The 20,645-nt window shown below is 69.5% G+C and carries 23 protein-coding genes; 10 read left to right on the forward strand and 13 right to left on the reverse strand.

The genetic code is table 11. The features are described from left to right. Positions 1-8: 8 nt before the first annotated feature. On the reverse strand, positions 9-1,097 hold the full coding sequence (locus tag AADV74_RS09650) for an SDR family NAD(P)-dependent oxidoreductase (RefSeq protein ID WP_342113479.1): 1,089 nt from the start codon (positions 1,095-1,097) through the stop codon (positions 9-11). A gap of 92 nt (positions 1,098-1,189) precedes the next feature. On the opposite strand from AADV74_RS09650, the gene AADV74_RS09655 reads away from it, so the two are divergent. Genes AADV74_RS09655 through AADV74_RS09665 form a run of 3 tightly spaced genes read left to right on the forward strand, consistent with a single transcriptional unit; the run spans position 1,190 to position 2,991 of the window. After that, the gene (locus AADV74_RS09655; protein ID WP_342113481.1) at positions 1,190-1,747 is read left to right on the forward strand and encodes a TetR/AcrR family transcriptional regulator; all 558 of its coding nucleotides are present in this window, start codon (positions 1,190-1,192) and stop codon (positions 1,745-1,747) included. 30 nt (positions 1,748-1,777) lie between these two features. Further along, positions 1,778-2,746: an LLM class flavin-dependent oxidoreductase gene (locus AADV74_RS09660; protein ID WP_342113483.1), complete on the forward strand. Its 969-nt coding sequence runs from the start codon at positions 1,778-1,780 to the stop codon at positions 2,744-2,746. Positions 2,747-2,790: 44 nt separating this feature from the next. After that, positions 2,791-2,991, forward strand: a complete 201-nt coding sequence (locus AADV74_RS09665) for a helix-hairpin-helix domain-containing protein (protein ID WP_342113486.1) — start codon at positions 2,791-2,793, stop codon at positions 2,989-2,991. 87 nt (positions 2,992-3,078) lie between these two features. On the opposite strand, the gene AADV74_RS09670 is transcribed toward AADV74_RS09665, so the two are convergent. Both AADV74_RS09670 and AADV74_RS09675 read right to left on the reverse strand, forming a co-directional pair. Continuing rightward, on the reverse strand, positions 3,079-3,489 hold the full coding sequence (locus AADV74_RS09670) for a TIGR03618 family F420-dependent PPOX class oxidoreductase (protein WP_342113489.1): 411 nt from the start codon (positions 3,487-3,489) through the stop codon (positions 3,079-3,081). Between the two features lie 71 nt (positions 3,490-3,560). Beyond that, the gene (locus AADV74_RS09675; RefSeq protein WP_342113491.1) at positions 3,561-4,499 is read right to left on the reverse strand and encodes an alpha/beta hydrolase; all 939 of its coding nucleotides are present in this window, start codon (positions 4,497-4,499) and stop codon (positions 3,561-3,563) included. Positions 4,500-4,637: 138 nt separating this feature from the next. On the opposite strand from AADV74_RS09675, the gene AADV74_RS09680 reads away from it, so the two are divergent. Continuing rightward, a complete protein-coding gene (locus AADV74_RS09680) occupies positions 4,638-5,027 on the forward strand; it encodes a DUF1801 domain-containing protein (protein WP_342113493.1) in 390 nt (129 codons plus the stop codon). Between the two features lie 57 nt (positions 5,028-5,084). Beyond that, entirely contained in the window at positions 5,085-5,936 is an 852-nt protein-coding gene (locus tag AADV74_RS09685) for a transposase (protein ID WP_342113495.1), read from the forward strand. A 131-nt stretch (positions 5,937-6,067) separates the two neighbouring features. On the opposite strand, the gene AADV74_RS09690 is transcribed toward AADV74_RS09685, so the two are convergent. Continuing rightward, positions 6,068-7,021 carry an aldo/keto reductase gene (locus AADV74_RS09690; RefSeq protein ID WP_342113497.1) on the reverse strand — a complete coding sequence of 318 codons (954 nt, stop codon included), beginning with the start codon at positions 7,019-7,021 and terminating at the stop codon, positions 6,068-6,070. A 235-nt stretch (positions 7,022-7,256) separates the two neighbouring features. Here AADV74_RS09690 and AADV74_RS09695 point away from each other — a divergent pair, with 235 nt between their 5' ends. Next, the gene (locus tag AADV74_RS09695) at positions 7,257-9,539 is read left to right on the forward strand and encodes an LLM class flavin-dependent oxidoreductase (RefSeq protein WP_342113499.1); all 2,283 of its coding nucleotides are present in this window, start codon (positions 7,257-7,259) and stop codon (positions 9,537-9,539) included. A gap of 122 nt (positions 9,540-9,661) precedes the next feature. Here AADV74_RS09695 and AADV74_RS09700 read toward each other — a convergent pair whose 3' ends face one another. The 4 genes from AADV74_RS09700 to AADV74_RS09715 are packed head-to-tail and all read right to left on the reverse strand — an operon-like array spanning position 9,662 to position 11,377. Further along, positions 9,662-10,144, reverse strand: a complete 483-nt coding sequence (locus tag AADV74_RS09700; RefSeq protein WP_342113501.1) for a MarR family winged helix-turn-helix transcriptional regulator — start codon at positions 10,142-10,144, stop codon at positions 9,662-9,664. Beyond that, entirely contained in the window at positions 10,141-10,977 is an 837-nt protein-coding gene (locus tag AADV74_RS09705; RefSeq protein ID WP_342113504.1) for a potassium channel family protein, read from the reverse strand. Before AADV74_RS09705 ends, AADV74_RS09700 begins: the two co-directional genes overlap by 4 nt. Before the next feature lie 43 nt (positions 10,978-11,020). Continuing rightward, a complete protein-coding gene (locus tag AADV74_RS09710) occupies positions 11,021-11,173 on the reverse strand; it encodes a hypothetical protein (protein ID WP_342113507.1) in 153 nt (50 codons plus the stop codon). 3 nt (positions 11,174-11,176) lie between these two features. Next, entirely contained in the window at positions 11,177-11,377 is a 201-nt protein-coding gene (locus AADV74_RS09715; protein WP_342113509.1) for a hypothetical protein, read from the reverse strand. Positions 11,378-11,510: 133 nt separating this feature from the next. On the opposite strand from AADV74_RS09715, the gene glgX reads away from it, so the two are divergent. Together glgX and AADV74_RS09725 are read left to right on the forward strand one after the other, a co-directional pair. Then, positions 11,511-13,550: a glycogen debranching protein GlgX gene (gene glgX / locus AADV74_RS09720; protein WP_342113511.1), complete on the forward strand. Its 2,040-nt coding sequence runs from the start codon at positions 11,511-11,513 to the stop codon at positions 13,548-13,550. 33 nt (positions 13,551-13,583) lie between these two features. Further along, positions 13,584-13,808 carry a hypothetical protein gene (locus tag AADV74_RS09725; RefSeq protein ID WP_342113512.1) on the forward strand — a complete coding sequence of 75 codons (225 nt, stop codon included), beginning with the start codon at positions 13,584-13,586 and terminating at the stop codon, positions 13,806-13,808. Positions 13,809-13,817: 9 nt separating this feature from the next. Here the strand turns inward: AADV74_RS09725 and AADV74_RS09730 are convergent, their stop codons facing one another. After that, positions 13,818-14,873, reverse strand: a complete 1,056-nt coding sequence (locus AADV74_RS09730; protein ID WP_342113514.1) for a serine/threonine-protein kinase — start codon at positions 14,871-14,873, stop codon at positions 13,818-13,820. 343 nt (positions 14,874-15,216) lie between these two features. Here AADV74_RS09730 and AADV74_RS09735 point away from each other — a divergent pair, with 343 nt between their 5' ends. Further along, positions 15,217-15,558, forward strand: coding sequence for a DUF7882 family protein (locus AADV74_RS09735; protein ID WP_342113516.1), 342 nt, complete (start codon positions 15,217-15,219; stop codon positions 15,556-15,558). Positions 15,559-15,601: 43 nt separating this feature from the next. Continuing rightward, entirely contained in the window at positions 15,602-16,153 is a 552-nt protein-coding gene (locus AADV74_RS09740) for a Dps family protein (RefSeq protein WP_342113518.1), read from the forward strand. A 112-nt stretch (positions 16,154-16,265) separates the two neighbouring features. On the opposite strand, the gene AADV74_RS09745 is transcribed toward AADV74_RS09740, so the two are convergent. From AADV74_RS09745 to AADV74_RS09760, 4 genes are read right to left on the reverse strand one after another with little or no spacing between them, the layout of a single operon-like run. Further along, the gene (locus AADV74_RS09745) at positions 16,266-17,159 is read right to left on the reverse strand and encodes an SDR family oxidoreductase (RefSeq protein ID WP_342113520.1); all 894 of its coding nucleotides are present in this window, start codon (positions 17,157-17,159) and stop codon (positions 16,266-16,268) included. Further along, a complete protein-coding gene (locus AADV74_RS09750; RefSeq protein WP_342113522.1) occupies positions 17,152-17,985 on the reverse strand; it encodes a glycosyltransferase in 834 nt (277 codons plus the stop codon). The genes AADV74_RS09745 and AADV74_RS09750 overlap by 8 nt, the downstream gene beginning before the upstream one ends. Next, positions 17,982-19,436: a PIG-L family deacetylase gene (locus tag AADV74_RS09755; RefSeq protein WP_342113524.1), complete on the reverse strand. Its 1,455-nt coding sequence runs from the start codon at positions 19,434-19,436 to the stop codon at positions 17,982-17,984. The genes AADV74_RS09750 and AADV74_RS09755 overlap by 4 nt, the downstream gene beginning before the upstream one ends. Next, positions 19,433-20,578, reverse strand: a complete 1,146-nt coding sequence (locus tag AADV74_RS09760) for an acyl-CoA dehydrogenase (protein WP_342113526.1) — start codon at positions 20,576-20,578, stop codon at positions 19,433-19,435. The genes AADV74_RS09755 and AADV74_RS09760 overlap by 4 nt, the downstream gene beginning before the upstream one ends. Between the last annotated feature and the right edge of the window lie 67 nt (positions 20,579-20,645).

Genomic DNA, 20,645 nt, shown 5'->3' on the forward strand with positions numbered 1-20,645 from the left:
TGCAACCGCTACGCGACCGACCAGCCGCCGTCCGACGGGAGGATGACGCCGTTGACGTTCACGCCGTCGTCGCTGAGCAGGAACGTGATCGAGGCGGCGAGCGCCTCGGCCTCTGCGGCATCCGGCAACAGGGTCATCGCCAACTGCACGCGTGATGCGCCGAGCGGAGAGGCGAATGACGCCTCGATGTTCGTGATCGTGGGACCGGGGGCGACGGCGTTCACGCGGATGCCGCTCGGGCCGTACATGAACGCGCTCGACTTGGTGATGCCGGCCACGGCGTGCTTCGACGCCGTGTAGGCGACGCCTGCGGCCGAGCCGCGGAGGGCTGCCTCCGACGCCGTGTTCACGATCGAGCCCTTCGCCTGCGCGAGCATCGCGGGGATGACCGCGCGGGTGAGCTTCATCGTTCCGGTGACGTTGATGTGGAACACGCGGTCCCACACGGCGTCGGTGACCTCGCCGACTGGCGTCATGTCGTCCATGATTCCGGCGATGTTGGCCAGGCCGTCGATGCGGTCGCCCGCTGCCTCGACGATGGCCGCGATGGCCTCGTCATCGGTGATGTCACCGGACACCACGACGATCTCGGCATCGGCGTGGTCGGCCGCGAACTCGTCGAGACGCTCCTGCGAGATATCGACGGCGATCACGCGGCCACCCTCACGGGCGACGCGGGAGGCGGTGGCGCGACCGATGCCGGAACCGGCGCCGGTGACGATGACGGTCTGACCGGCGAAGCGTCCGCCGGTCACCTTCTCGATCCACTCGGGAGCTTCGACGACGGGCACGACCTCCTCGGTGTCGGTGGTGACGGATGCCGCAGCACCGGCGCGCGCCGCAGGAGCAGCATCCGTCGCCCCGGCGGGAACGTCTCCGGCAGCGGCGCGCGCCACGAGTGCGTCGACGGCTTCCTGCGAGAACTGTCCCTTGCTGAGTTTCATGAGGCGCTTGAGTGCCAGGCGGTGCACGGGCTTCAGAACGTCGGCATCCTGTCCGGACTGCGCGAGCATCTCCCGCAGGATGGGGCCGCCGACGGGGTGCTCGAGCCAGGTCTTGATGGAGGAGTCGCCGGTGAGGGGTGCGGGGGTGCTCATGCTGATGTTTCCTTCTGTTCTGCCGGGTAGGCGCGGGGGTGCGGGCCGTGGATCCGAACCGGACTACGTTGTCCGGTTGTACGCTAACACCTGTGCCCGAGAATTCGAAAGCAAACCGCGGACCCAGCGCCGGACCTGCCAATCGGGCCGCACTGATCAAGGCCGCCCGCGAGGTCTTCGCGGAGTCCGGGCTCGACGCACCTCTCAGCGCCGTCGCCCGCCGTGCCGGGGTGGGCCAGGGCAGCCTCTATCGACACTTCCCCGATCGGATCGCCCTCGGCGTGGCCGTGTTCGACGACAACATCGCCCAGCTCGAGGCCCTGGCCGCGGCATCCGGCAGCACCCTCGTCGACCTCTTCGACGGCATCGCCGAGCAGGCCATGAGCTCGACGGCACTCATCGAACTCACGTCGGCTGCGCGCCACGACGAACGCGCCGAGCACCTTGCGAGCCGCATGACGACGCTGGTCGACGCCCTGGTCATCCGCGATCGGGCCTCGGGCCGCATCCGCGAGCAGGTCACCACCGAAGACGTGATGCTCGCCATCGGCATGCTCGCCTTCCTGTTGGCGAAGACGGATGCCGACGACCGCGCCCACGTCGCGGAGCGCGCGCGGGGCATCTTCCGCATGGCCTTCACCGAGGGCTGACCGGCACGACCGCGCTGCTAGCGTGGCGAGGTGACCGATTCTCCGCGCGCCACCGTCGGCGTCATGCTCCCCCGCGACCTTCCGGCCGCCGACGTCATCCGCTACGCCCGCCGAGCCGAGCAACTCGGGTTCGCCGAGCTCTGGGTGGTCGAAGACCTGGGCTTCCGCGGCGGCATCGCGCAGGCCGCATCCGTTCTCGCCTCGACGTCGCGCATCGTCGTGGGCATCGGCATCCTGCCGGCCGGCGCTCGCAACGCCGCCTTCGCCGCCATGGAGCTCGCCACGCTCGAACAGCTGTTCCCGGGGCGTCTCATCGCGGGCATCGGGCACGGGATGCCGCACTGGATGCGGTCGCTCGGCGCCTGGCCGGCCAGCCCGCTCACCCTCCTCGAGGAGTACCTCACGACGGTGCGCGGCCTGCTCGCCGGACAGCGCATCGACACCGCAGACTCGGCGCGCTACGTGAAGCTGGCAGACACCGCCCTCGAGCCGTCGTCGACTCCAGATGCCGCCCCACCCGTGCTCGCGGGCGTGCGCGGCCCCAAGTCGCTCGCCGTCTCGGGCCGCGCCGCGGACGGCACGATCCTCGCCGAACCGGCAGGCCCCGAGTACGCGCGCGCCGCCCTCGGGCACATCGCGGCCGCGGGCGCCCACAGGCTCGTGACCTTCAACATCGGCTCGGTGCATCCGGACGCCGCCGCCGCCATCGACGCCGCCCGCCCCGGCCTCTCCGCGATCGGCGAGCCCGACTGGGCGCCCCATATCGAGCCGCTGCCGTTCGCTGCCGAGTTCGCCGCCCTGCGAGCCGACTCCGCGTCGGGCGAAGACTTCGTCCACCGAATGCCAGCCGAGTGGGTGCCGCAGCTGGCCCTCGCTGGCACGACGGACCAGGTGCGCGCGAGACTGGCCGAGCTCGCAGCGGCGGGCGTGACCAGCAGCGTCTTCATCCCCGTGGGCGATCCGTTCGAGGCGTTGGAGTCGCTCGCGACGGTGTTCTGACAGCCGGCCGCTGCTTCACGGGCGCCGGCTGCGAGGAGGTGGACATGTCACACGAAGAATCGGAGTTCCCGCAGTCGCTCGGGAAGGTGGCCCGGCGAGAATTGGCCGCCAACGGTTTCACCCGCTACGAGCAGTTGTCGAGCGTGTCCGCTGCGGAGCTGCTGGCACTCCATGGCGTCGGGCCGAAAGCCATCCGTATCCTCCGTGAGGAGTTGGCGGCTCGCGGGTCGCGCCTTCGTGAGTGAGCCCGATCGAATCTCTTCCTGCCGGTGGAACGTGCCTGAATCCGCCTCGACCGCGGGGGTGTCGACCACGCCCGCGCGTGAGGCGCCCTACTTCTCGAGCAGGCTGGCCGATCCGAGCAACTTGGTGACCGTGATCGCGATGACCACACGCAGGGGGTTGGGCTGCGGCCGGCGATAACGCGCGGAGTACCGCTCGACGGCATCCGCCACGCTCTCGGGATCGCGGAGGATCTCGGCCGTGCCTGCGAGCGAGAGCCACTGTCGGCCCTCCACCTGGCCGATGGTGGCGATCACGCCGCGCTCGACGTTGCGCACCTTCTGGGACGGACCCGAGGTGATGATGCGCGCGATGAGCTCGCCCGAGTCGCGCTGCTCCACGGTGAAGCCGACGGCGACGACGTGGATGCTGCCGTCTGGCGCGATCGTCGAGAGCGTGGCGAGGTGGCGGTCGGTGACGAAGGCGAGTCCGTCGGGGCTGAGGCGTGCGGGTTTCGTCATCGGGTCAATCATGCCCCGGATGCCGCCTCCATCCGTTGGCGCCACCCACCAGGGCCCGCTCGACCACCCGCTCAGCGCGGCGTCTCGGCGAACAACGCCCGCTTCAACACCTCAGCCTGCATCCGCCAGAACTCGCGCGACACGTTCGCCTTGCGGAAGACGGCGTCGAAGCCGTGCGGAGCGCCGGGAATCGTCACGACCTCGCACGGCACACCGCTCTCCTCGAGCCGCGCGGCATACGCCAGGTCCTCGTCGTGGAACAGGTCGAGGGTGCCCACGCCGATCCACGCCGGCGGCAACCCGGCGAGGTCCTCCCGGCGGGCGGGCGCTGCATAGTGCGAGACGCCATCCGACCCGGGCTCGGCGCCGAGATACGAGGTCCATCCGAAGCGGTTGCTCCCGGGCGACCAGATGCGCACGTTGCGCGTGTCCATGTCGGTGCGCAGCACCGTGCGGTCGTCGAGCATCGGATAGACGAGCAGCTGGAACGCCGGCGCCACTTCGCCCTTGTCGTGCGCATACAGCACGAGCCCGGCGGCCAATCCTCCCCCGGCACTCGCTCCGCCGATCGCGATCCGCGACGGGTCGATTCCGCGCTCGTCCGCGTGCGAGATCACCCAGCGCAGCCCCGCGTAGGCATCTTCAACCGCCGCCGGCGAGGGATGCCCCGGGGCCAGCCGATAGCGCAGGGCCACCACCGTGATGCCCAGATAGCGGGCGAACCCGATGCTCGACGCCTCGTCCTGTTCCGGTGACCCGCTGATGAAGCCACCCCCGTGGATCCAGAACAATGCCGGCGCGGCACCCTTCAGCGAGCGCGGCCGGTACACCCGCAGCGACACCGGTCCGGCACCCGCGGGTCCCGGCACGGTCACGTTCTCGATCACGACGTCGGCGGGAGCATCCGGAACCCGCGGCTTCGCCTTCTGCATGAGGCGGGCCAGGCGCGGCCCGAACGAGAACTTCGGAACGTAGCGCGCGATGGCGAGATCCGGGTGGAAAGCCGACATGCATCCTCCTCGAGGTGGCGGAAGGCCATCCTGCCACGGACCGGACACTGGAATCCGGATGTTGGACGTCACCGGCTTCGATGGCGACGACGTCGCTGTCTTCTGCCAGCGGCACTGGGCAGCAGCCATACTGGCTCCATGCAGCCCGACGCCCGCTCCGAGGTCGACCTCTGGTTCGATGAGCTCGAACATCCGCTGACGGATGCGGCCCTCCGCCTGCGTGCCGCCATCCTCGGAGCCTCCCCCACCGTCGTCGAGTCGATCAAGTGGAAGGCGCCGAATTTCGCCACAGCCGACGATTTCGCCACCTTCAGCATGCGCCGCCCGAACGCCGTGCAGGTGATCCTGCACACGGGCGCCAAGCCGAAGCCCGAGCATCCGGAGATCGTCATCGACGACCCGACCGGACTCGCGAAGCGCCTCGACCGCAACCGCTTCGTCGTCACGATCACGAGCGACCAGCACGCGACGGATGCCGAGCCCGCCTTCGTCGCCCTGGTGCGGTCGTGGGTCGACCAGCTCGTCTAGCCCCGCTGGACGCCGGTTCACCGAGCGCTCCACCGCCGAACGCGGGAAGATGGGCGCATGCCTGATGATGCGCTGGTCGCCGCGGCCGACGAGCTCTACGCCCTCGCGCCGAGCGACTTCACGGCGGCGCGCAACAGCCGGGCCCAGGCGGTGCGGGGCGATGATCGCGCACTGTCGGAGAGCATCCGTGCGCTCAAGAAACCGACACCTGCGGCCTGGCTCGTGAACCAGTTGGTGCGCCATCGCGCAGCTGATCTGCGAGAGGTGCTCGACCTCGGCAACGAGCTGCGCGATGCCCAGGAGCGCCGCGACGGCCCTGAGCTCTCCCGCCTCACCCGCACTCGACGCACCGCCGTGGCCGGGCTCGCACGCGAGGCTGCCGCGCTGGCCGAGGAGCTCGGTGCCTCCGTCGGGCGGCCCACGCTCGACGAGGTGGAGCAGACGGTGACGGCCGGCATCGCGGATGCCGCAGCGACGGATGCCGTTCTCTCCGGTCGCCTGCTGCGCGCGTTGGTGACGGTGGGCTTCGACCCCGTCGACCTCGACGGAGCTGTGGCCGGCGGGCCTGCGCCGGTGGTGCAGCCGATGCGGCCCGTCGAGGACATCGCGGTGCGTCGCGAGAAGAAGCGGCGCGAACAGGCGGCCAATGAGGCCGACAAGGCTGCGGCATCCGCTCGCCGTGCGCTCGACGACGCCGAGGGGAGGATCGCGACGGCCGAGCGCCGCCGCGACGAGGCCGAGCACGACCGCGATGACCTCGAGGAGCGGCTGCGTCTGGCGACGAAGAAGCTCACGGCAGCCGAGAAGGACCTGACGGCGCGGGAGGGCGAGCGCGACAAGGCGGTTGCTGCCCTGAAGCGCGCGGATTCTGTGGCAGAGGCCGCTCGCGCCGAGCTCGACGAGCACTGACGCTGACGCCTCCGTTGCGACTGCCTCTGAGCGCGAGAACAGTCCGATCGGCGTGATCGCGCCGAAACAGGCCGGACGGGCCTGTTCCGGCGCATCTGGCCTGTTCCGCCCGCGGGGACTGAGTCGACCGCCTACGCGGCCTCGGCGAGCGAGGCGGATGCGGCGTCGAGCGCGGCGATCTCGTCGTCGGTCAGCGTGAGCTCGGCGACGGCGAGCAGCTCGGGCAGCTGCTCCACCGTGCGGGCGCTGGCGAGAGGCGCCACGACCGTGGGCTTGGCGAGCAGCCAGGCCAGGGCCGTCGTGGCGAGCCCGGCGTCGTGCGCTGCCGCGACCTCGTCGAGCGCGCTGATGACGGCGAGCCCGTTCTCGTTGAGGTAGCCGCCCGCTCCCCCGGCACGCGCTGCGCCCTCGAGGTCGGCCGCCGTGCGGTACTTGCCGGTGAGGAAACCGCTGGCGAGCGAGAAGTACGGAACAACACCCAGGTCGTGTGCGGCTGCGACGGGAGCCAGCTCGCTCTCGAACGGCTCGCGGTGCACCAGGTTGTAGTGCGGCTGCAGGGCGACCGGCAGCGCGAAGCCCTCGCGGGTGGCGATGTCGATCCACTCCTGCACGCGCGCGGCCGAGTAGTTCGACACGCCCACGTAGCGGATCTTGCCTGCGGTCACGAGCGCATCGAAGGCGGCGACGGTCTCCTCGAGCGGGGTGTCGGCGTCATCGAAGTGCGCGTAGTAGAGGTCGATGTGGTCGGTGCCGAGACGGGCGAGCGAGGCTTCGGATGCTGCTGTCACGTTGAACGACGACAGGCCGGTGAAGTCGGGGTGCTGGCTCACCTTCGTGCCGATGACGACGTCGTCACGGTTGCCGCGGGTGCGCATCCACTCGCCGATGATCGTCTCGGACTCGCCACCCGAGTTGCCGGGAACCCAGGAGGAGTAGCCATCGGCCGTGTCGATGAAGTTGCCGCCGCCGGCCGTGAACGCGTCGAGCACGGCGGAGGACGTCGCGGCGTCCGAGGTCCAGCCGAAGGTGTTGCCTCCGAGGGCGAGCGGGAAGATGTCGAGGTCGGACGATCCGATGGTGGGCATGCAGCGGCCTTTCGTCAGGGATGGGGCACTCCTCGTGGCAACCGGGGCGGCCGGCGAGGCATTCCCTGCGGCCCGACGCTCTCCGAGCATTCCCACCTGCCACCCCCATCCGCTCGCCGAGGGCCGAGCGAAGCGACCGCACGAAGCGCACGAGGCGCCTGGCGACGTTTCGGACGCGGGCTGCGCCCGGTCCTCAACGAGCGGAGTGCGAATTGGTTGATGTATCATCTTTCTCATGCACTACGGCCACGCCCTCGAGTTCGGTACCTTCATCACCCCGTCGCACGACCCCGCCCTCGGTCCGGTCACCCGGGCGCAGTTGAGCGAGCGGTTCGGCTTCGACCTCGTCTCCTTCCAGGACCACCCCTACCAGCCGGCCTTCCACGACACGTGGACGCTGATGACGTGGGTAGCGGCGCAGACCGAGCGCATCCGCATCGCCCCGAACGTGCTCAACGTTCCGCTGCGTCCGGCCGCCGTCACCGCCCGCGCTGCCGCGAGCCTCGACCTCCTCTCGGGTGGACGCTTCGAACTCGCTCTCGGAGCCGGGGGCTTCTGGGACGCGATCGAGGCGATGGGCGGCCGACGCCTCACGCCCGGCCAGGCCGTCGACGCCCTCAGCGAGGCGATCGACGTGATCCGCGGCATCTGGGACGTGAACGACCGCGGCGTGCTGCGCCTCGATGGCGACTACTACAGCCTCGACGGCGCCAAGCGGGGGCCGGCACCCGCCCACGACATCCCGCTCTGGATCGGAGCACTGAAGCCCCGGATGCTGCGCCTCATCGGCCGCAAGGGCGACGGCTGGCTGCCATCGCTCGCCTACCTCAAGCCCGGGGACCTCGCCCGCGGCAACGCGACGATCGACGAGGCGGCCCTCGGAGCCGGGCGTGATCCACGCGAGATCCGGCGCCTCGTGAACATCATGGGCCGCTTCACGCCCTCGAACGGCGGATTCCTCAACGGACCGAGCGCCCAGTGGGTCGACGAGCTCCTGCCCTACGTTCTCGATGACGGCGTGGGCACCTTCATCCTCGCCAGCGACGACTCCGGCACGATGCAGCGTTTCGCCGAAGAGGTGGCGCCCGCGCTCCGCGAGGCCGTAGACGCAGAACTGTCGTCGCGCGGCGGTGCTTCGACGTCGGGCGCACGTGTCCGCAGCACCACGGCGCTCTCGAAGCGTCGGGAGGGCATCGACTACGGCTCCGTTCCGGCCTCGCTCGCGGCATCCGTCATCGAGCCGGGCGACGCGAGGTTCTCGCGCGTGCGGTCCACCTACATGCGCGGCGGATCGCCGGGGATCGTGCTGCCCGTGCGCTCGACGGCAGAGGTCGTCGACGCCGTGGCCTTCGCCCGCGCCCACCCATCGGTTCCGCTCGCCGTTCGCAGCGGCGGACACGGCATCAGCGGGCGGTCGACGAACGACGGCGGCATCGTCATCGATCTCTCGGCGATGAATGCGATCGAGGTGACGGATGCCGCCAGCCGGCGCGTGCGCCTCGAGCCCGGCGCCCGCTGGATGGACGTCGCCGCAGCCCTCGGCGAGCACGGCTGGGCGCTGAGCTCCGGCGACTACGGCGGAGTCGGCGTCGGCGGGCTGGCCACTGCCGGTGGCATCGGCTTCCTGGTGCGCGAGCACGGCCTCACGATCGACCACCTGCGTGCCGTCGAGATGGTGCTCGCCGACGGCTCGGTCGTGCGCGCCAGCGACGAGGAGAACGCCGAACTGTTCTGGGCGGTGCGAGGTGCTGGTGCGAACTTCGGCATCGTCACGTCGTTCGAGTTCGAGGTCGACGAGGTCGGTGACGTGGGGTGGGCCCAGCTCACCTTCGACGCCTCGGACACCGCCGGCTTCCTCGAGCGGTGGGGTGCGCTGGTGGAGGATGCTCCGCGCGATCTCACGAGCTTCGTGCTCGTCGCTCCGCCTCGCGGCGGGCGCGGCGCGACGGCCATCGTCTTCGCCATGGTCGACTCGCCAGACCCCGAGGTGATCATGGACCGACTGAACCCCTTCGTCGACCTCGGTCCGCTGATCGACCAGTCTGTGGTGCTCACGAGTTATGCGGGCGTCATGGCCAACGCGAGCGATGCCGCCCACGACGGCCAGGGAGAGCCCACCTCGAGGTCGGGACTGCTCGAGCACGTCGACGCGGACTTCGCGGGGGCCGCGGCCGAGCTCATCTCCGGCGGGGCGGTGCACTTCTTCCAGATCCGTGCGGCCGGAGGCGCCGTGGGTGATGTCGCTCCGGATGCCACCGCCTACGCCCATCGCTCGGCGAACTTCTCCGTCGTCGCCATCGGGTCGAGCCGCGAGCGCGTCGACGCCGCCTGGGATCAGCTGCTCGACCACTTCACCGGGCTCTACCTGAGCTTCGACACCGACCTGCGGCCGGAGAGGGTGACGGATGCCTTCCCACCGGCGACGCTCGCCCGACTGCGATCGCTCAAGGCCGAGATCGACCCCCAGAACGTGTTCCGCGACAACTTCAATGTGGTCGAGCGCCATCCCGCTCGCTGAGGGCCGAGCGCAGCGACCGCCCGAAGCGCCTCCATGACGGGGCGCGGTCCCTGTTGCGCTTCGGCCGCGGACTTCGTCCGGGCCTCAGCGAGCAGCCAGACCAGCGCGCGGGCGAAGCCGATCTACCGGGTGTGCTCCACAGCAGGCGCATCCTCCGCCAGCCGCTCCAGCACTGCGCTGGAGATCGAGCTGAGCGCGGCCAGCTGCTCGCCTGAAAGCACATCGCCGAAGTAGCGGGTCACGGCCGCCGCGTGGCAGCTGCGTGCAGCATCGATGGCCGCGCGACCGGCATCCGTCAGCACGATGGTCGTACCGCGGGCGTCCTCGATGCAGGCTTCCTTGGCCACGAGACCCCGCGACTCCATGCGGCGCAGCTGGTGCGACAGCCGGCTCTTCTCCCAGTCGAGACCGCACCGCAGTGCGAGGGCACGCAGCGACTTGTCCTCCGATTCGTCGAGGGCGAAGAGGATGTCGAAGTCGGCCTCGGAGAGTCCGGTCGACTGCGTGAGCTCGCGGTTGATGCGCCCAGTGAGCTGCGTGCGCAGACGCTGGAACGATGTCCACGCCTCGTCGACGCCGGCTGCCGCGGTCTCCTTGGTACTCACTCCTTGATTCTAAACTGGTTGACGCCATCATCCAGTCGTTGGGCGGCAGCCTGGCGCCCGGGAAACTCCGAACCCTCCGACGGCTCGGCCTTGGCTTCAGGATCCGCGCCGGTCATGGGAGACGCGGCGTCGGGCAGCGGCGCGTGCGGCTGCGGGTGCGGGTGCAACTTCGCCATCCGCTCGCTCAGGTAGGAGATGACGATCGCGGATGCGGTACCCACGATGGCGACACCGCCGACCATGAGCAGCACCGCGTAACAGCGCCCGATGAAAGTGATCGGATAGGCATCGCCGTAGCCAACCGTCGCCAGCGTCACGCAAGCCCACCACACGGACTCCCCGAAGGAGGTAATCGTCGCCCCCGGCGCATCCCGCTCGACATGCAGGGTGGCGAGAGCGATGAAATAGACGAACGTGACCGTGAAGGCACTCGCATAGGTGATCACCTCCGCCCGGATCGACGCCCCGGTGTGCCTCCGGAAGTACGGCACTTCACGGAGCAGCGCGAGCACGCGCAGCGCCCGGAACAGCGGCAGGACCGTCGAGAGCAGGTCGATCGGGTTCCGCCGCACGAACGCCCACCGCCGAGTGCGAGGGGTGAGCATCAGGCGAACGAGGTAGTCGATGACGAAGACAGCCCAGGTGGCGATCAGCTCGACGCCGATGACCGTCCGCAGCCACGGGGCTGCATCCGGCACCAGAACGTAGATCGAGTAGAACAGGATGAACCCGACGCCGAGCACCACGAGCGGCACGGTGGTGAAGGCTTCCCAGCGCTTGCGGCGTTCAATGCCACGGGCGAGGTCATCCGAGGGTGCAACGGATTCCGTCATGCCCATCACGGTAGACGGTCGACCGCCAACCGGAAAGGAGGATCTAGCCCGACTCGCCGCCCGGCTCGGTCGCCGCGATGGTGTCCTCCTCGACCGCGATGTCGGCCTCGGGCTCGGCATCGGAGCCGGGGTTGGCGCCGTTGGCCACCTCGGGGTCGTCGGGCAGGGGCGGGCGCGTGCTGTCGGTGCCGCTCACGATCTAGCCCGCGGGGTTCTCGGGCTCGCCGTGCACATCGACGTCCTCGCCGCCGCCGGTCTCGGCTCCGGTCTTCGTCCCATCGGTGTCAGGCGCGTGGCCCCCAGACTTCTCAGCCTGGTTCCGCGCGTTGTCAGCGGCGTCGGCGGCGTTGGAGGCCTGACCCTGCTGAACGTCGTCGCGGTCGTTGTCTGCATCCGTCATGAGATCACTTCCTGTTGGTTCCAGCGAGCGTAAGGCCGCCGCCGAGACGCCGGCAGGGGGCTTGACAATCTCGTGCCGATCGGCGGTCCCCCTTCGTCACACACGCGTCATCCGACCGCTGCATACTGGGGCCATGAATCCCGCACGATCGCTTCCCTACCCGCTCGGTGTGACCCTCGTCGAGGGCGGGGTGGGCGTTGCCGTCTACTCCGAGACAGCGGATGCCGTCTACTTCTGCGTCTTCGGCGACGACGGCGAGCAGCGCACCGAACTCTCGGAGCGAACAGGACACGTCTTCCACGGCCTCGTGGAGGGCGTCGGCGTCGGTGCCCGGTACGGCCTGCGGGTCGACGGCCCGTGGGATCCCGCGAACGGCCTGCGCCACAACGTGCACAAGCTGCTGCTCGACCCGCACGCACGCGCCGTCGAGGGCGAGTACACCTGGGGCCAGGAGGTGTTCGGCCACAACCACGCAGACCCGCTCCTCATGGACGAGTCGGACGACGCCGCCTGCGTCCCTCGCTGCGTCATCGTCGATCCGTCGTTCGACTGGGGCGACGACGCGCCGCCTGCCATCCCCTTGGCCGACACCGTGGTCTACGAGACGCACGTGAAGGGTTTCACCAAGCTGCACCCCGACGTGCCGGAGAACATCCAAGGCACCTACGCCGGCCTCGCGCACCCTGCGGCCATCGAGCACCTCACGTCCCTCGGCGTCACGGCCGTCGAGCTCATGCCCGTGCACCAGTTCGTGCAGGACAGCCACCTCATCGAGAAGGGCCTGCGCAACTACTGGGGCTACAACTCCATCGGGTTCTTCGCCCCGCACGGCGAGTACTCCGCGGCCGGCGACGACGGCAGCCAGGTGAGCGAGTTCAAGTACATGGTGAAGTCACTGCACGCCGCCGGGCTCGAGGTCATCCTCGACGTCGTCTACAACCACACGGCGGAGGGGAACCACCTCGGCCCCACCCTGAGCTTCAAGGGCATCGACAACGCGGCCTACTACCGCCTCGTCGAAGGCGACCGGGGGAACTACTTCGACACCACGGGAACCGGCAACAGCCTGAACGTGGGCCATCCGGCAGCCCTCGGCCTCATCATGGACTCGCTGCGCTACTGGGTCACCGAGATGCACGTCGACGGCTTCCGCTTCGACCTCGCGACCACCCTCACCCGCCAGGACGGCGACGCCGATCTGCACAGCGCCTTCCTCACCCTCATCGAGCAGGACCCGACCCTCGCAGGCGTGAAGATGATCGCCGAGCCGTGGGACACCGCGGGCTACCAGGTCGGCGGCTTCCCGGCGACCTGGTCGGAGTGGAACGGCAAGTACCGTGACGACGTTCGAGACTTCTGGCACGGAGCCGATGGCGTGCTCGGCACCCTCGCACAGCGCGTGCTCGGCAGCCCCGACGTCTATGAGGAGTCCCGACGGTCGCCCCTGTCGAGCGTGAACTTCATCACGGCGCACGACGGCTTCACGCTGGCCGACCTCACCTCATACGCCAAGAAGCACAACGCGGCGAACGGGGAGGACAACAACGACGGCGAGGACGACAACCGCTCTTCGAACAACGGCGCTGAGGGCCCCACCGACAACGAGGCCGTGAACGAGCGCCGGGCACGCCAGCGCCGCAATTTCCTCGCGACGCTGCTTCTCTCCGCCGGCGTTCCGATGCTGCTCGGCGGCGACGAACTCGGCCGCACCCAGGGCGGCAACAACAACGCCTACTGCCAGGACGACGAGATCTCGTGGTTCGACTGGTCGGCGACGGATGCCGATCTGCTGGCGTTCACCCGGAGCCTCATCGCGCTGCGCCGCGACAACCCGGCGCTGCGCCCGCCCTGGTTCCGCCAGGCGCCGGAGCACGGCGGCATCGACACGGTCGTGGTGCTCCGATCCGACGCAGCACCCTTCTCCGACGGCGACTGGGACAACCCCGACGCCCGCTCCATCCTGTTCCTGCTGCAGCACTCCGGCGCCGACACCTTCGCGCTGGCACTCAACTCGGCCGAGAACGGCGTCGAGTTCACCATTCCCGCACCTCCCGGCGAGGCGTGGGAACTCGTCGCGAGCAGCGATCCGGACCAGGCGATGACGGCCGAGAGCGAGACCATCATCGTGCGTGACGTCTCCTTCACCCTGCTGCGATCGACGTCAACCCCCTGACGGGTTCCCAGCCGTGCTGCCTAGTCTGGCGACATGACTGACAGCAACGGCACCCAGGACAGCCCCATCCAGGACGGCAGCGACGAGGCAGGCCAGGACGAGAAGCTGCGCGGCCTCGTGGCCCAGATCCGACACGACTTCCACAGCGGAGTGAGCCCGGACCCCCGGGAGGACCTGAACCGACGCCTCGGCGACTCCGGGATCGAGCTCTCCGATGACGAGTTCGCGAAGGTGCTCGCCGACATCACGGCGGAGTAGGTCGGCGGGTCAGCCCCAGACGTGCAGGCCGAGCAGCAACCCGATCACCAACCCGATCAGGGCGTTGCCGACGGCCACGAGGGCGATGAAACGCATCGAGCCGGGGCGCTGGCCGGCGACATCCGTTAGGCCGACGGAATGGGGCAGCGACTCGGTGCCCCGTGAACGCCGTGCCCGGCGTCCGCTGCCGGCACTCCGTGAAGCGATGATCGACGCCCGGATGAAGTCGCGCATGGTGGCAGCGACGTCGTGGGCCGTCGGTCGCGCCGCCGGGTCGTCCAGCGTCATGGCAGCGAGTAGCTGCACCCACTCCTCGGGCAGGCTCTCGGGGACGACGGGCGAGCGGTGCAGGCGCTCCAGGGCCGCCTCGAGCGGCGCGCCGCGGTACTCCCGCTCGCCGGTGATCGCCTCGAGCAGCACGAGACCCAGCGAGTAGATGTCGCTCGGCGTTCCCACGTCCTCGCCGCGCGCCTGCTCCGGGGAGATGTACGAGGCGGTGCCGAGCACCGAGTCGTGGTTCGTGAAGCGCGAGCCGTCGACGAACTGGGCGATGCCGAAGTCAGCGAGCTTGGCGATGAGGGTGTAGCCGTAGGCCGGGTCATCGGTGACCAGGATGTTGTCGGGCTTCACGTCGCGGTGCACGATGTCGCGGCTGTGGACGTAGGCGAGGGCATCCGCCACCTGGGCGCCGATGTCGGCCACCTGACGGTGTGTCAGGATGCCGGAACGGATGCGGGCCGCGAGCGAGCGCCCTGCAACGAACTCCATGGCGATGTAGCGACGCGAACGACCGCGGTCGTCGAAGGTGCCCGCGTCGTAGATCTCCACCAGGCCGGGGTGATGAAGCGCCGCGAGCAGTTGGATCTCGCGCTCGCGGCGCAGCTCGTCGAACGGGCTGTCAGCTCCTTCGCGGAACAGCTTGATGGCCAGCTCGCGACCGAGCTCCTTGTCGCGCGCCCTGTAGACCTCGGCCATACCGCCGCTGCCGAGGTGCTCGAGGAACTCGTAACGCGAAGTGGACTGTCGCGTCGGCTCGCCACTCGGCCTGTCGATCGAATCGAGCAACTTCGTCTCCTGAAAAAGCACCCGGTCGGCCCGGCCGAGTGGCCGACGACTTCGTAGCTGACGTGGTCTGGGACCGAGCGCAGAACACAGGTGTCGTTTCATAGCTCTGCATGGACTGATGCCTGTTGTCAAGGGTCTGCAGACGAGTTGCGTGTTCCGTAAAGTGATGCCCTGATCGGGTTCTGGGTGGATTCCCGATCGCGCGGGCTCGTGCGAATCGCCGAGTCAGCCGCGGCCCCTCACCTCAGGCGAGGGGCCGCGCTTCCTTTTCTTTTCCCTCCCCGCTCAGTTGTCGCGAGCGGTTGTTCGGCGATCCAGCCGGGTTAGGCGTACTCTCACTCTCGTGGGCCTCCTCTACTACGGCGAGATGTCATCGCCCCTCGAATTCGACGACAGGCTGCTCGCGCACCTGAAGGTCGCGATGACCCAGAAGCTGCGACGCGGCGAATCGTTCACCCTGTCCTGGGTGCACCCTCCCGGACGCGAGGGCGGCCGCACCTCCCTCTGGATCGACCCCGCGAGCTTCATCCGGTGGGAGTTCGAGACCGGTACCACCCCGGAGATCAATACCGAGTGGATCGAACGGCTGCTGCGCGCGGCCAGCACCACTGGCGGCATGGTCATCGTGGGCGAGGATCCGACGGCTCCGCCAACGGCCGCACAGGCAGCAGCCGTCTCCGAATAGCAACCCCCTGCGATCCGTCGTCGTGCGGGAGTAGCGTCGAGACATGACTACGACAGCAGAACGCCCCACCACCACGACGGCCCCCGCCGGAGCCGGCGCTAAGCTCACCCGGCGTCAGAACGCCGAGAAGGGCTTCACAGCCTCGAAGAAACTGACAGACGCGCTGCAGGAGGTCCTCGTCGACCTCATCGAGTTGCACCTCCAGGGCAAGCAGGCTCACTGGAACGTCGTGGGCAAGAACTTCCGCGACCTGCACCTCCAGCTCGATGAGATCATCGACGATGCCCGCGAATTCAGCGATGTCGTCGCCGAGCGGATGCGGGCTCTTCACGGACTGCCCGACGGACGCAGCGACACCGTGGCCGCCACGACCACGCTGCCCGAGTACCCGCACGGCGAGGTGCTCACCAGCGACACGGTCGACCTGATCACCCAGCGCCTCGAGGCGGCGGTCGGCACCATCCGCCGCGTGCACGACGACGTCGACGAGGAGGACCCGACCAGCGCCGACGTGCTCCACGCGATCATCGAGAAGCTGGAGCAGTACGCCTGGATGGTCAGTGCCGAGAACCGCACCCCGGCGAAGAAGCGCTAGCTGAATCCTGCTCGCTGAGGGCCGAGCGAAGCGACCGCCCGAAGCGCACCCGCTTTTCCGGCGCGCTTCGGTCGCGGACTTCGTCCGGCCCTCAGCGAACAGCTGGCTGGCCCTAGTGCCCCGCCTGCCCGCCATTCACGATGATCGTCTCGCCACTCGTGTAGCTCGCCTCCTGCGAGGCGAGGTAGACGTAGGTCGACGCGAGCTCGGCCGGCTGGCCCGGGCGCTTGAACGGGGTCTGCTCGCCGAATGACGTCAGCTTGTCGAGCGGAACCGATGACGGCTGCAACGGCGTCCAGAACGGTCCCGGTGCCACACCGTTGACCCGGATACCGCGCTCGGCCAACTGCTCGGCCATCGCACGCGTGAAGTTCACGATTCCCGCCTTCGAGACCGCATACTCCACGAGCTCCGGCGATGGCTGGAACCCCTGGATCGACGACGTGGTGATGATCGCGGCTCCGGGCTCGAAGTGCTCGAGCGCCGCTTTCGTCAGCCAGAACAGCGAGTGCACGTTGGTGCGCAGGGTCTTGTCGAGCACTTCTGTGGTGAAGTCCCCGATGCCATCGACCGTCTGCATGTCGCCGGCGACCATGATGAGCAGGTCGAGGCCGCCGAGCTGTGATGCGGCATCCGTCACCGCGGTTCCGCAGAACGACTCGTCGCTGATGTCCCCGGGAAGCAGCACGGCAGTGCGACCGGCCTCGGTCACGAGTGCTGCGGTGCTCTCGGCGTCGGTCTGCTCCTCGGACAGGTAGACGAGGGCGATGTCGGCGCCCTCTCGGGCGAAGGCTATGGCGACGGCCCGGCCGATGCCGGAGTCTGCACCCGTGATGAGTGCCCGCCGACCCTGCAACCGACCGTGACCGATGTACGACGCCTCACCGTGATCGGGAACGGGGTCCATCTCGAAGGTGAGGCCGGGCTCCGGCTGCTTCTGCTCCGGGAACGGAGGCTGCGGGTAGGCGTCGAGCGGATTGCGCGGGGCGTAGGGGTTTTCAGACACGGGTGATGCTCTCCTCGATCGTGGATTCGGCTTCGGGGTCGGCACCGGAATCGGCGACGAGATCGGCGACGGCGTGGTCGGCGACAGGCGGAAGGGTGGACATCAGGTGGTGCGCGTAGCCGCCGGGCGACCGGCCGACCAGCCGGCCGGAGGTGAGCACCCAGCACTCGTCGGTGTCGACCTCGCGCGTCTCGGGGTTCGCGCGCAGGCTCTCGACCAGCAGCACGTCCTCATGCTCGGCGAGCGAGGCGAAGCCGCCGGCTGCCAGGTAGCTTGCACCGCGCACGCCGAGGTTGGCGCCGTGCACGTGGCCGCCGGCGTGACCGAGAACGTGAGTCGACATCCACACGGCGGTCTGCTCGGCGGTGAGGTCGGTGAAGTCCGGGCGCACGGTTCCGACCATCAGGTCAGCGCCGTTCTCGGCCAGGGCGAGCTGGGTCGTGAGCCACGTGCGTGGCACGGCGGAGTCGGCGTCGGTGTTCGCGATCCAGACGTGCGCAGGATCCGTCAGCGCACGGTTGCGGGTTCCAGCGTCGGCGATGCGCCGGAAGACTGCAGCCACCCCCGCGGCTCGCGCCATGCCCACGTTGCGCGTCGACGTGGTGAGCACCTCGAAGCCCGAGGCAGCAGCGATCGCCGCCGAGTCATCGGTGCAGGCGTCGAGAACCAGCACGACGTAGACGGCAGGCGGATGCCGGTGCTGCACGGCCAGTTCGTCGAGGGCTTCCCGCAGGGCTGCCAGGCAGCGCGGCAGCAGTGCCTCCTCGTCGTTGACGGGGATCACCACGCCGATCGCGTCGACGACGTCCCGCCAGAGCCCGATCACAGCAGGCCCGTCTCGCGGGCGACGGAGTCCCCCGGCGGGCGGCGGAAGACCTCGAGCACGAAGTCCTCCTCGCGGTGCAGCACGGTGCCGACGAGCTCGGACCGGCCGGAGATGGCCGCGTGCACGTCGTCACCCGACAGCGGATACTCCGCCACCGGATGCCGCCAATGGCACGCCACCAGGGTTCCGTCGTCGCTCAGCGCGCCGATCGCGCGGTCGATGGCCGTGTCGAGGTCGGCGCGGCTCCAGTAGTAGCCCACCTCGGAGAGCACGATGAGGTCGAACTCCCCCTCCGGCCACTCCTCGGGAACGCGCAGCTGGCGCAGCTCGACGTGCCTGCTGTCTGCCAGACGCTCACCGGCCACACGCAGGGGCGCCGCCGAGATGTCGACGCCGAGCAGGGACCCGCTGCGCGCGGCCAGAGCCTCGGTGAGCTTCCCCGTCGAGCATCCGACCTCGAGGGTGCGTCCGTACTGCTCCCGCGGAAGCGACGCGAGCACCACGGCGCGCTTTCGCTTCTCGTACCAGCGGGTCTCGAAGCCCCACGGATCGTCGCGCCCGGCGTAGAAGTCATCGAAGAAGTCGCGGTCGAGTGTCCCGGATGCGGCATCCGTCGGCGCCTCGGCAGTCCCAGCGGCATCCGCCCCCGTCGCGGCGGCATCCTCCGGCACGGCGGTCCGGGCTTCGGCCGACGCCTGCCCCGATCCGTCGACGAAGAACACCTCGAACGGCCTCTCGAAATGCCGGCGCATCTCGACGCCGATCACGGCCTCGTCACCGGCCTGTTCCGAGAGCGGCGCGGTCTGGCTGAGGTGCTCGATCAGTGCTGAACTCTTGGCCATGCGGGTCTCGGAGTCCAGGTCGACGGCCACCATGTCGCCCCACGGCAGGCTGTCGTCGTCCGGCCGCCCCCAGTGCCACATCCAGATGGGGTACTCGAGCAGCTCGCTGCCCGTCGTCTCCGCAGCGCTCCGCGCCGCGGCTGCTGCGGCGCGGTGGTCCTTATGGCCGTCGCCACTCCACGGCGACACGATCGTCGCCGGCAGCCCGGCTTCGGTGATGAGCTTCACCACGCAGGCCGCAGCCTCGTCGACATGGTCGAGGAGCTGCCCGTCGGCGATCTCGCAGTGGTGGATGACGGCATCCGGGGCCAGATGATCGATCGCCTTGCGCATCTCGCGACGACGGATACGGCTGAGCTGCCAGGGCGTGTGCGTCGGCGACGCCGGGTGCGAGCCCTCTCCGTCGGTCGCCACCACGATGGTGATGCGGGCACCGTCGCGGGCGACGTTCTCGATCAGTCCGCCGGCACCCAGGGTCTCGTCGTCGGGATGGGCGGCCAGCACCACGAGGTGCTCGATGGGCCCGGCGAAACGCGGCAGACGCTGCCACCGATCGGCGTCCGCCCACTCGGATTCCAGCGTGCCGGTGTCGGAACTGTCGAACGTCACCACGGTGCACCTCCAGCCTCGAGCAACGTGCGGCCGAGGGCCGCCTCGTCGCGTTCTGCATGGTGTTGTCTCAGATAGATCTGCAGGTCGGCCACCCGTCTCGCGTGGGCATCGTCGGCAACGAGCGGAAGAGGACCCATGCCGTGGTTCACGTGCTCGAGAGTGGTCTCGGCGGCGGCGACCACGATGGACCGCACCCGCTTGGCGGTCACGCTCGGACGATCCGCCGGCAGCGCGGCGCCGTCCACGATCATGGCCGTCGCGGCCAGGGCGAGGCGGGCGCTCTCGACGGCGATGTCGACGGCACCGAGATGGACGAGACCGATCTGATCGGGCTCCCGCGCCTCGGATGCCGCATACAGGGTGCGAGCGAGTCCGACGGTGCCGCCCCACCAGCAGGCGGCCACTCCCACGCCGCCCCAGGCGAACCCCGGGCGCTGCAGGTACCAGCCGTCGTCGCCGATCGGGATCGCCGGCACGGCCGTGAAGGTCACCGGAGCGCTCACGATGTCAGAGAGTCCGCGCGAGACCCAGGGTCCGGCGGATGCCATCACTCCCCGATCACGCAGGTCGACGGCGAACAGCCGTCTGCCGCCCTCGGTGTGGGCCGTGACGAGAGCGTGAGAGAGCGTCCCTGCCAGCGAGCACCACGGCTTCGCGCCGCTGAGTCGCCATCCGGCCGCGGACTGCTGGGCGGTGACCTTCTGACCCGAACCCTCGGCGGCGAAGACACCCCACGTGCTGTCGGCGCTCGCACCGAGGGCACCCAGTGACGCTGCGACGTCGCCGAAGCCGGCCTGATCGAGGATGGCGAGGGCGTCGAGGTGGGGCTCGAGCATGCGCGCGAGGCTCAGGTCGACGGCGGCCACCGAGGCGAGCAGCTCCCACACCAGGGCGGTATCGCCGAAGCCCGGCCGGGGTGTCCCGGCGCCGATCCCCGCGCACCAGGCCAACGATGCACTCACACCGGCCGAGTGCTCGGGCATCGAAGCGAGGGCGCTCTCGAGGACGGACGAGTTCTCCTGCCAGTCCAAGGCGCCCAGCGAGACCGGCCGCGGCGACTGCGGCGTCGGCGCCGTCCGCCCGGCGGTGTCGACCGCACTCGGGGCCGGATCGGCGATGGACAGAGTCTGGGGCAGCATCCGAGGAGACTACGCCGGAGGCTCTTTCGATGCGCAGGGGTTGACGCGGCGGCATCCGTCATCTTCA

Source organism: Leifsonia stereocauli, from assembly GCF_038432415.1.
Lineage (GTDB): Bacteria > Actinomycetota > Actinomycetes > Actinomycetales > Microbacteriaceae > Orlajensenia > Orlajensenia stereocauli.

Excerpts from the sequence above, each read along its gene's own strand:
- AADV74_RS09650 (WP_342113479.1), bottom strand. The coding sequence starts at position 1,097 with ATGAGCACCCCCGCACCCCTCACCGGCGACTCCTCCATCAAGACCTGG.
- AADV74_RS09665 (WP_342113486.1), top strand. The coding sequence starts at position 2,791 with ATGTCACACGAAGAATCGGAGTTCCCGCAGTCGCTCGGGAAGGTGGCC.
- AADV74_RS09670 (WP_342113489.1), bottom strand. The coding sequence starts at position 3,489 with ATGACGAAACCCGCACGCCTCAGCCCCGACGGACTCGCCTTCGTCACC.
- AADV74_RS09675 (WP_342113491.1), bottom strand. The coding sequence starts at position 4,499 with ATGTCGGCTTTCCACCCGGATCTCGCCATCGCGCGCTACGTTCCGAAG.
- AADV74_RS09680 (WP_342113493.1), top strand. The coding sequence starts at position 4,638 with ATGCAGCCCGACGCCCGCTCCGAGGTCGACCTCTGGTTCGATGAGCTC.
- AADV74_RS09685 (WP_342113495.1), top strand. The coding sequence starts at position 5,085 with ATGCCTGATGATGCGCTGGTCGCCGCGGCCGACGAGCTCTACGCCCTC.
- AADV74_RS09690 (WP_342113497.1), bottom strand. The coding sequence starts at position 7,021 with ATGCCCACCATCGGATCGTCCGACCTCGACATCTTCCCGCTCGCCCTC.
- AADV74_RS09695 (WP_342113499.1), top strand. The coding sequence starts at position 7,257 with ATGCACTACGGCCACGCCCTCGAGTTCGGTACCTTCATCACCCCGTCG.
- AADV74_RS09705 (WP_342113504.1), bottom strand. The coding sequence starts at position 10,977 with ATGACGGAATCCGTTGCACCCTCGGATGACCTCGCCCGTGGCATTGAA.
- AADV74_RS09715 (WP_342113509.1), bottom strand. The coding sequence starts at position 11,377 with ATGACGGATGCAGACAACGACCGCGACGACGTTCAGCAGGGTCAGGCC.
- glgX (WP_342113511.1), top strand. The coding sequence starts at position 11,511 with ATGAATCCCGCACGATCGCTTCCCTACCCGCTCGGTGTGACCCTCGTC.
- AADV74_RS09725 (WP_342113512.1), top strand. The coding sequence starts at position 13,584 with ATGACTGACAGCAACGGCACCCAGGACAGCCCCATCCAGGACGGCAGC.
- AADV74_RS09740 (WP_342113518.1), top strand. The coding sequence starts at position 15,602 with ATGACTACGACAGCAGAACGCCCCACCACCACGACGGCCCCCGCCGGA.
- AADV74_RS09760 (WP_342113526.1), bottom strand. The coding sequence starts at position 20,578 with ATGCTGCCCCAGACTCTGTCCATCGCCGATCCGGCCCCGAGTGCGGTC.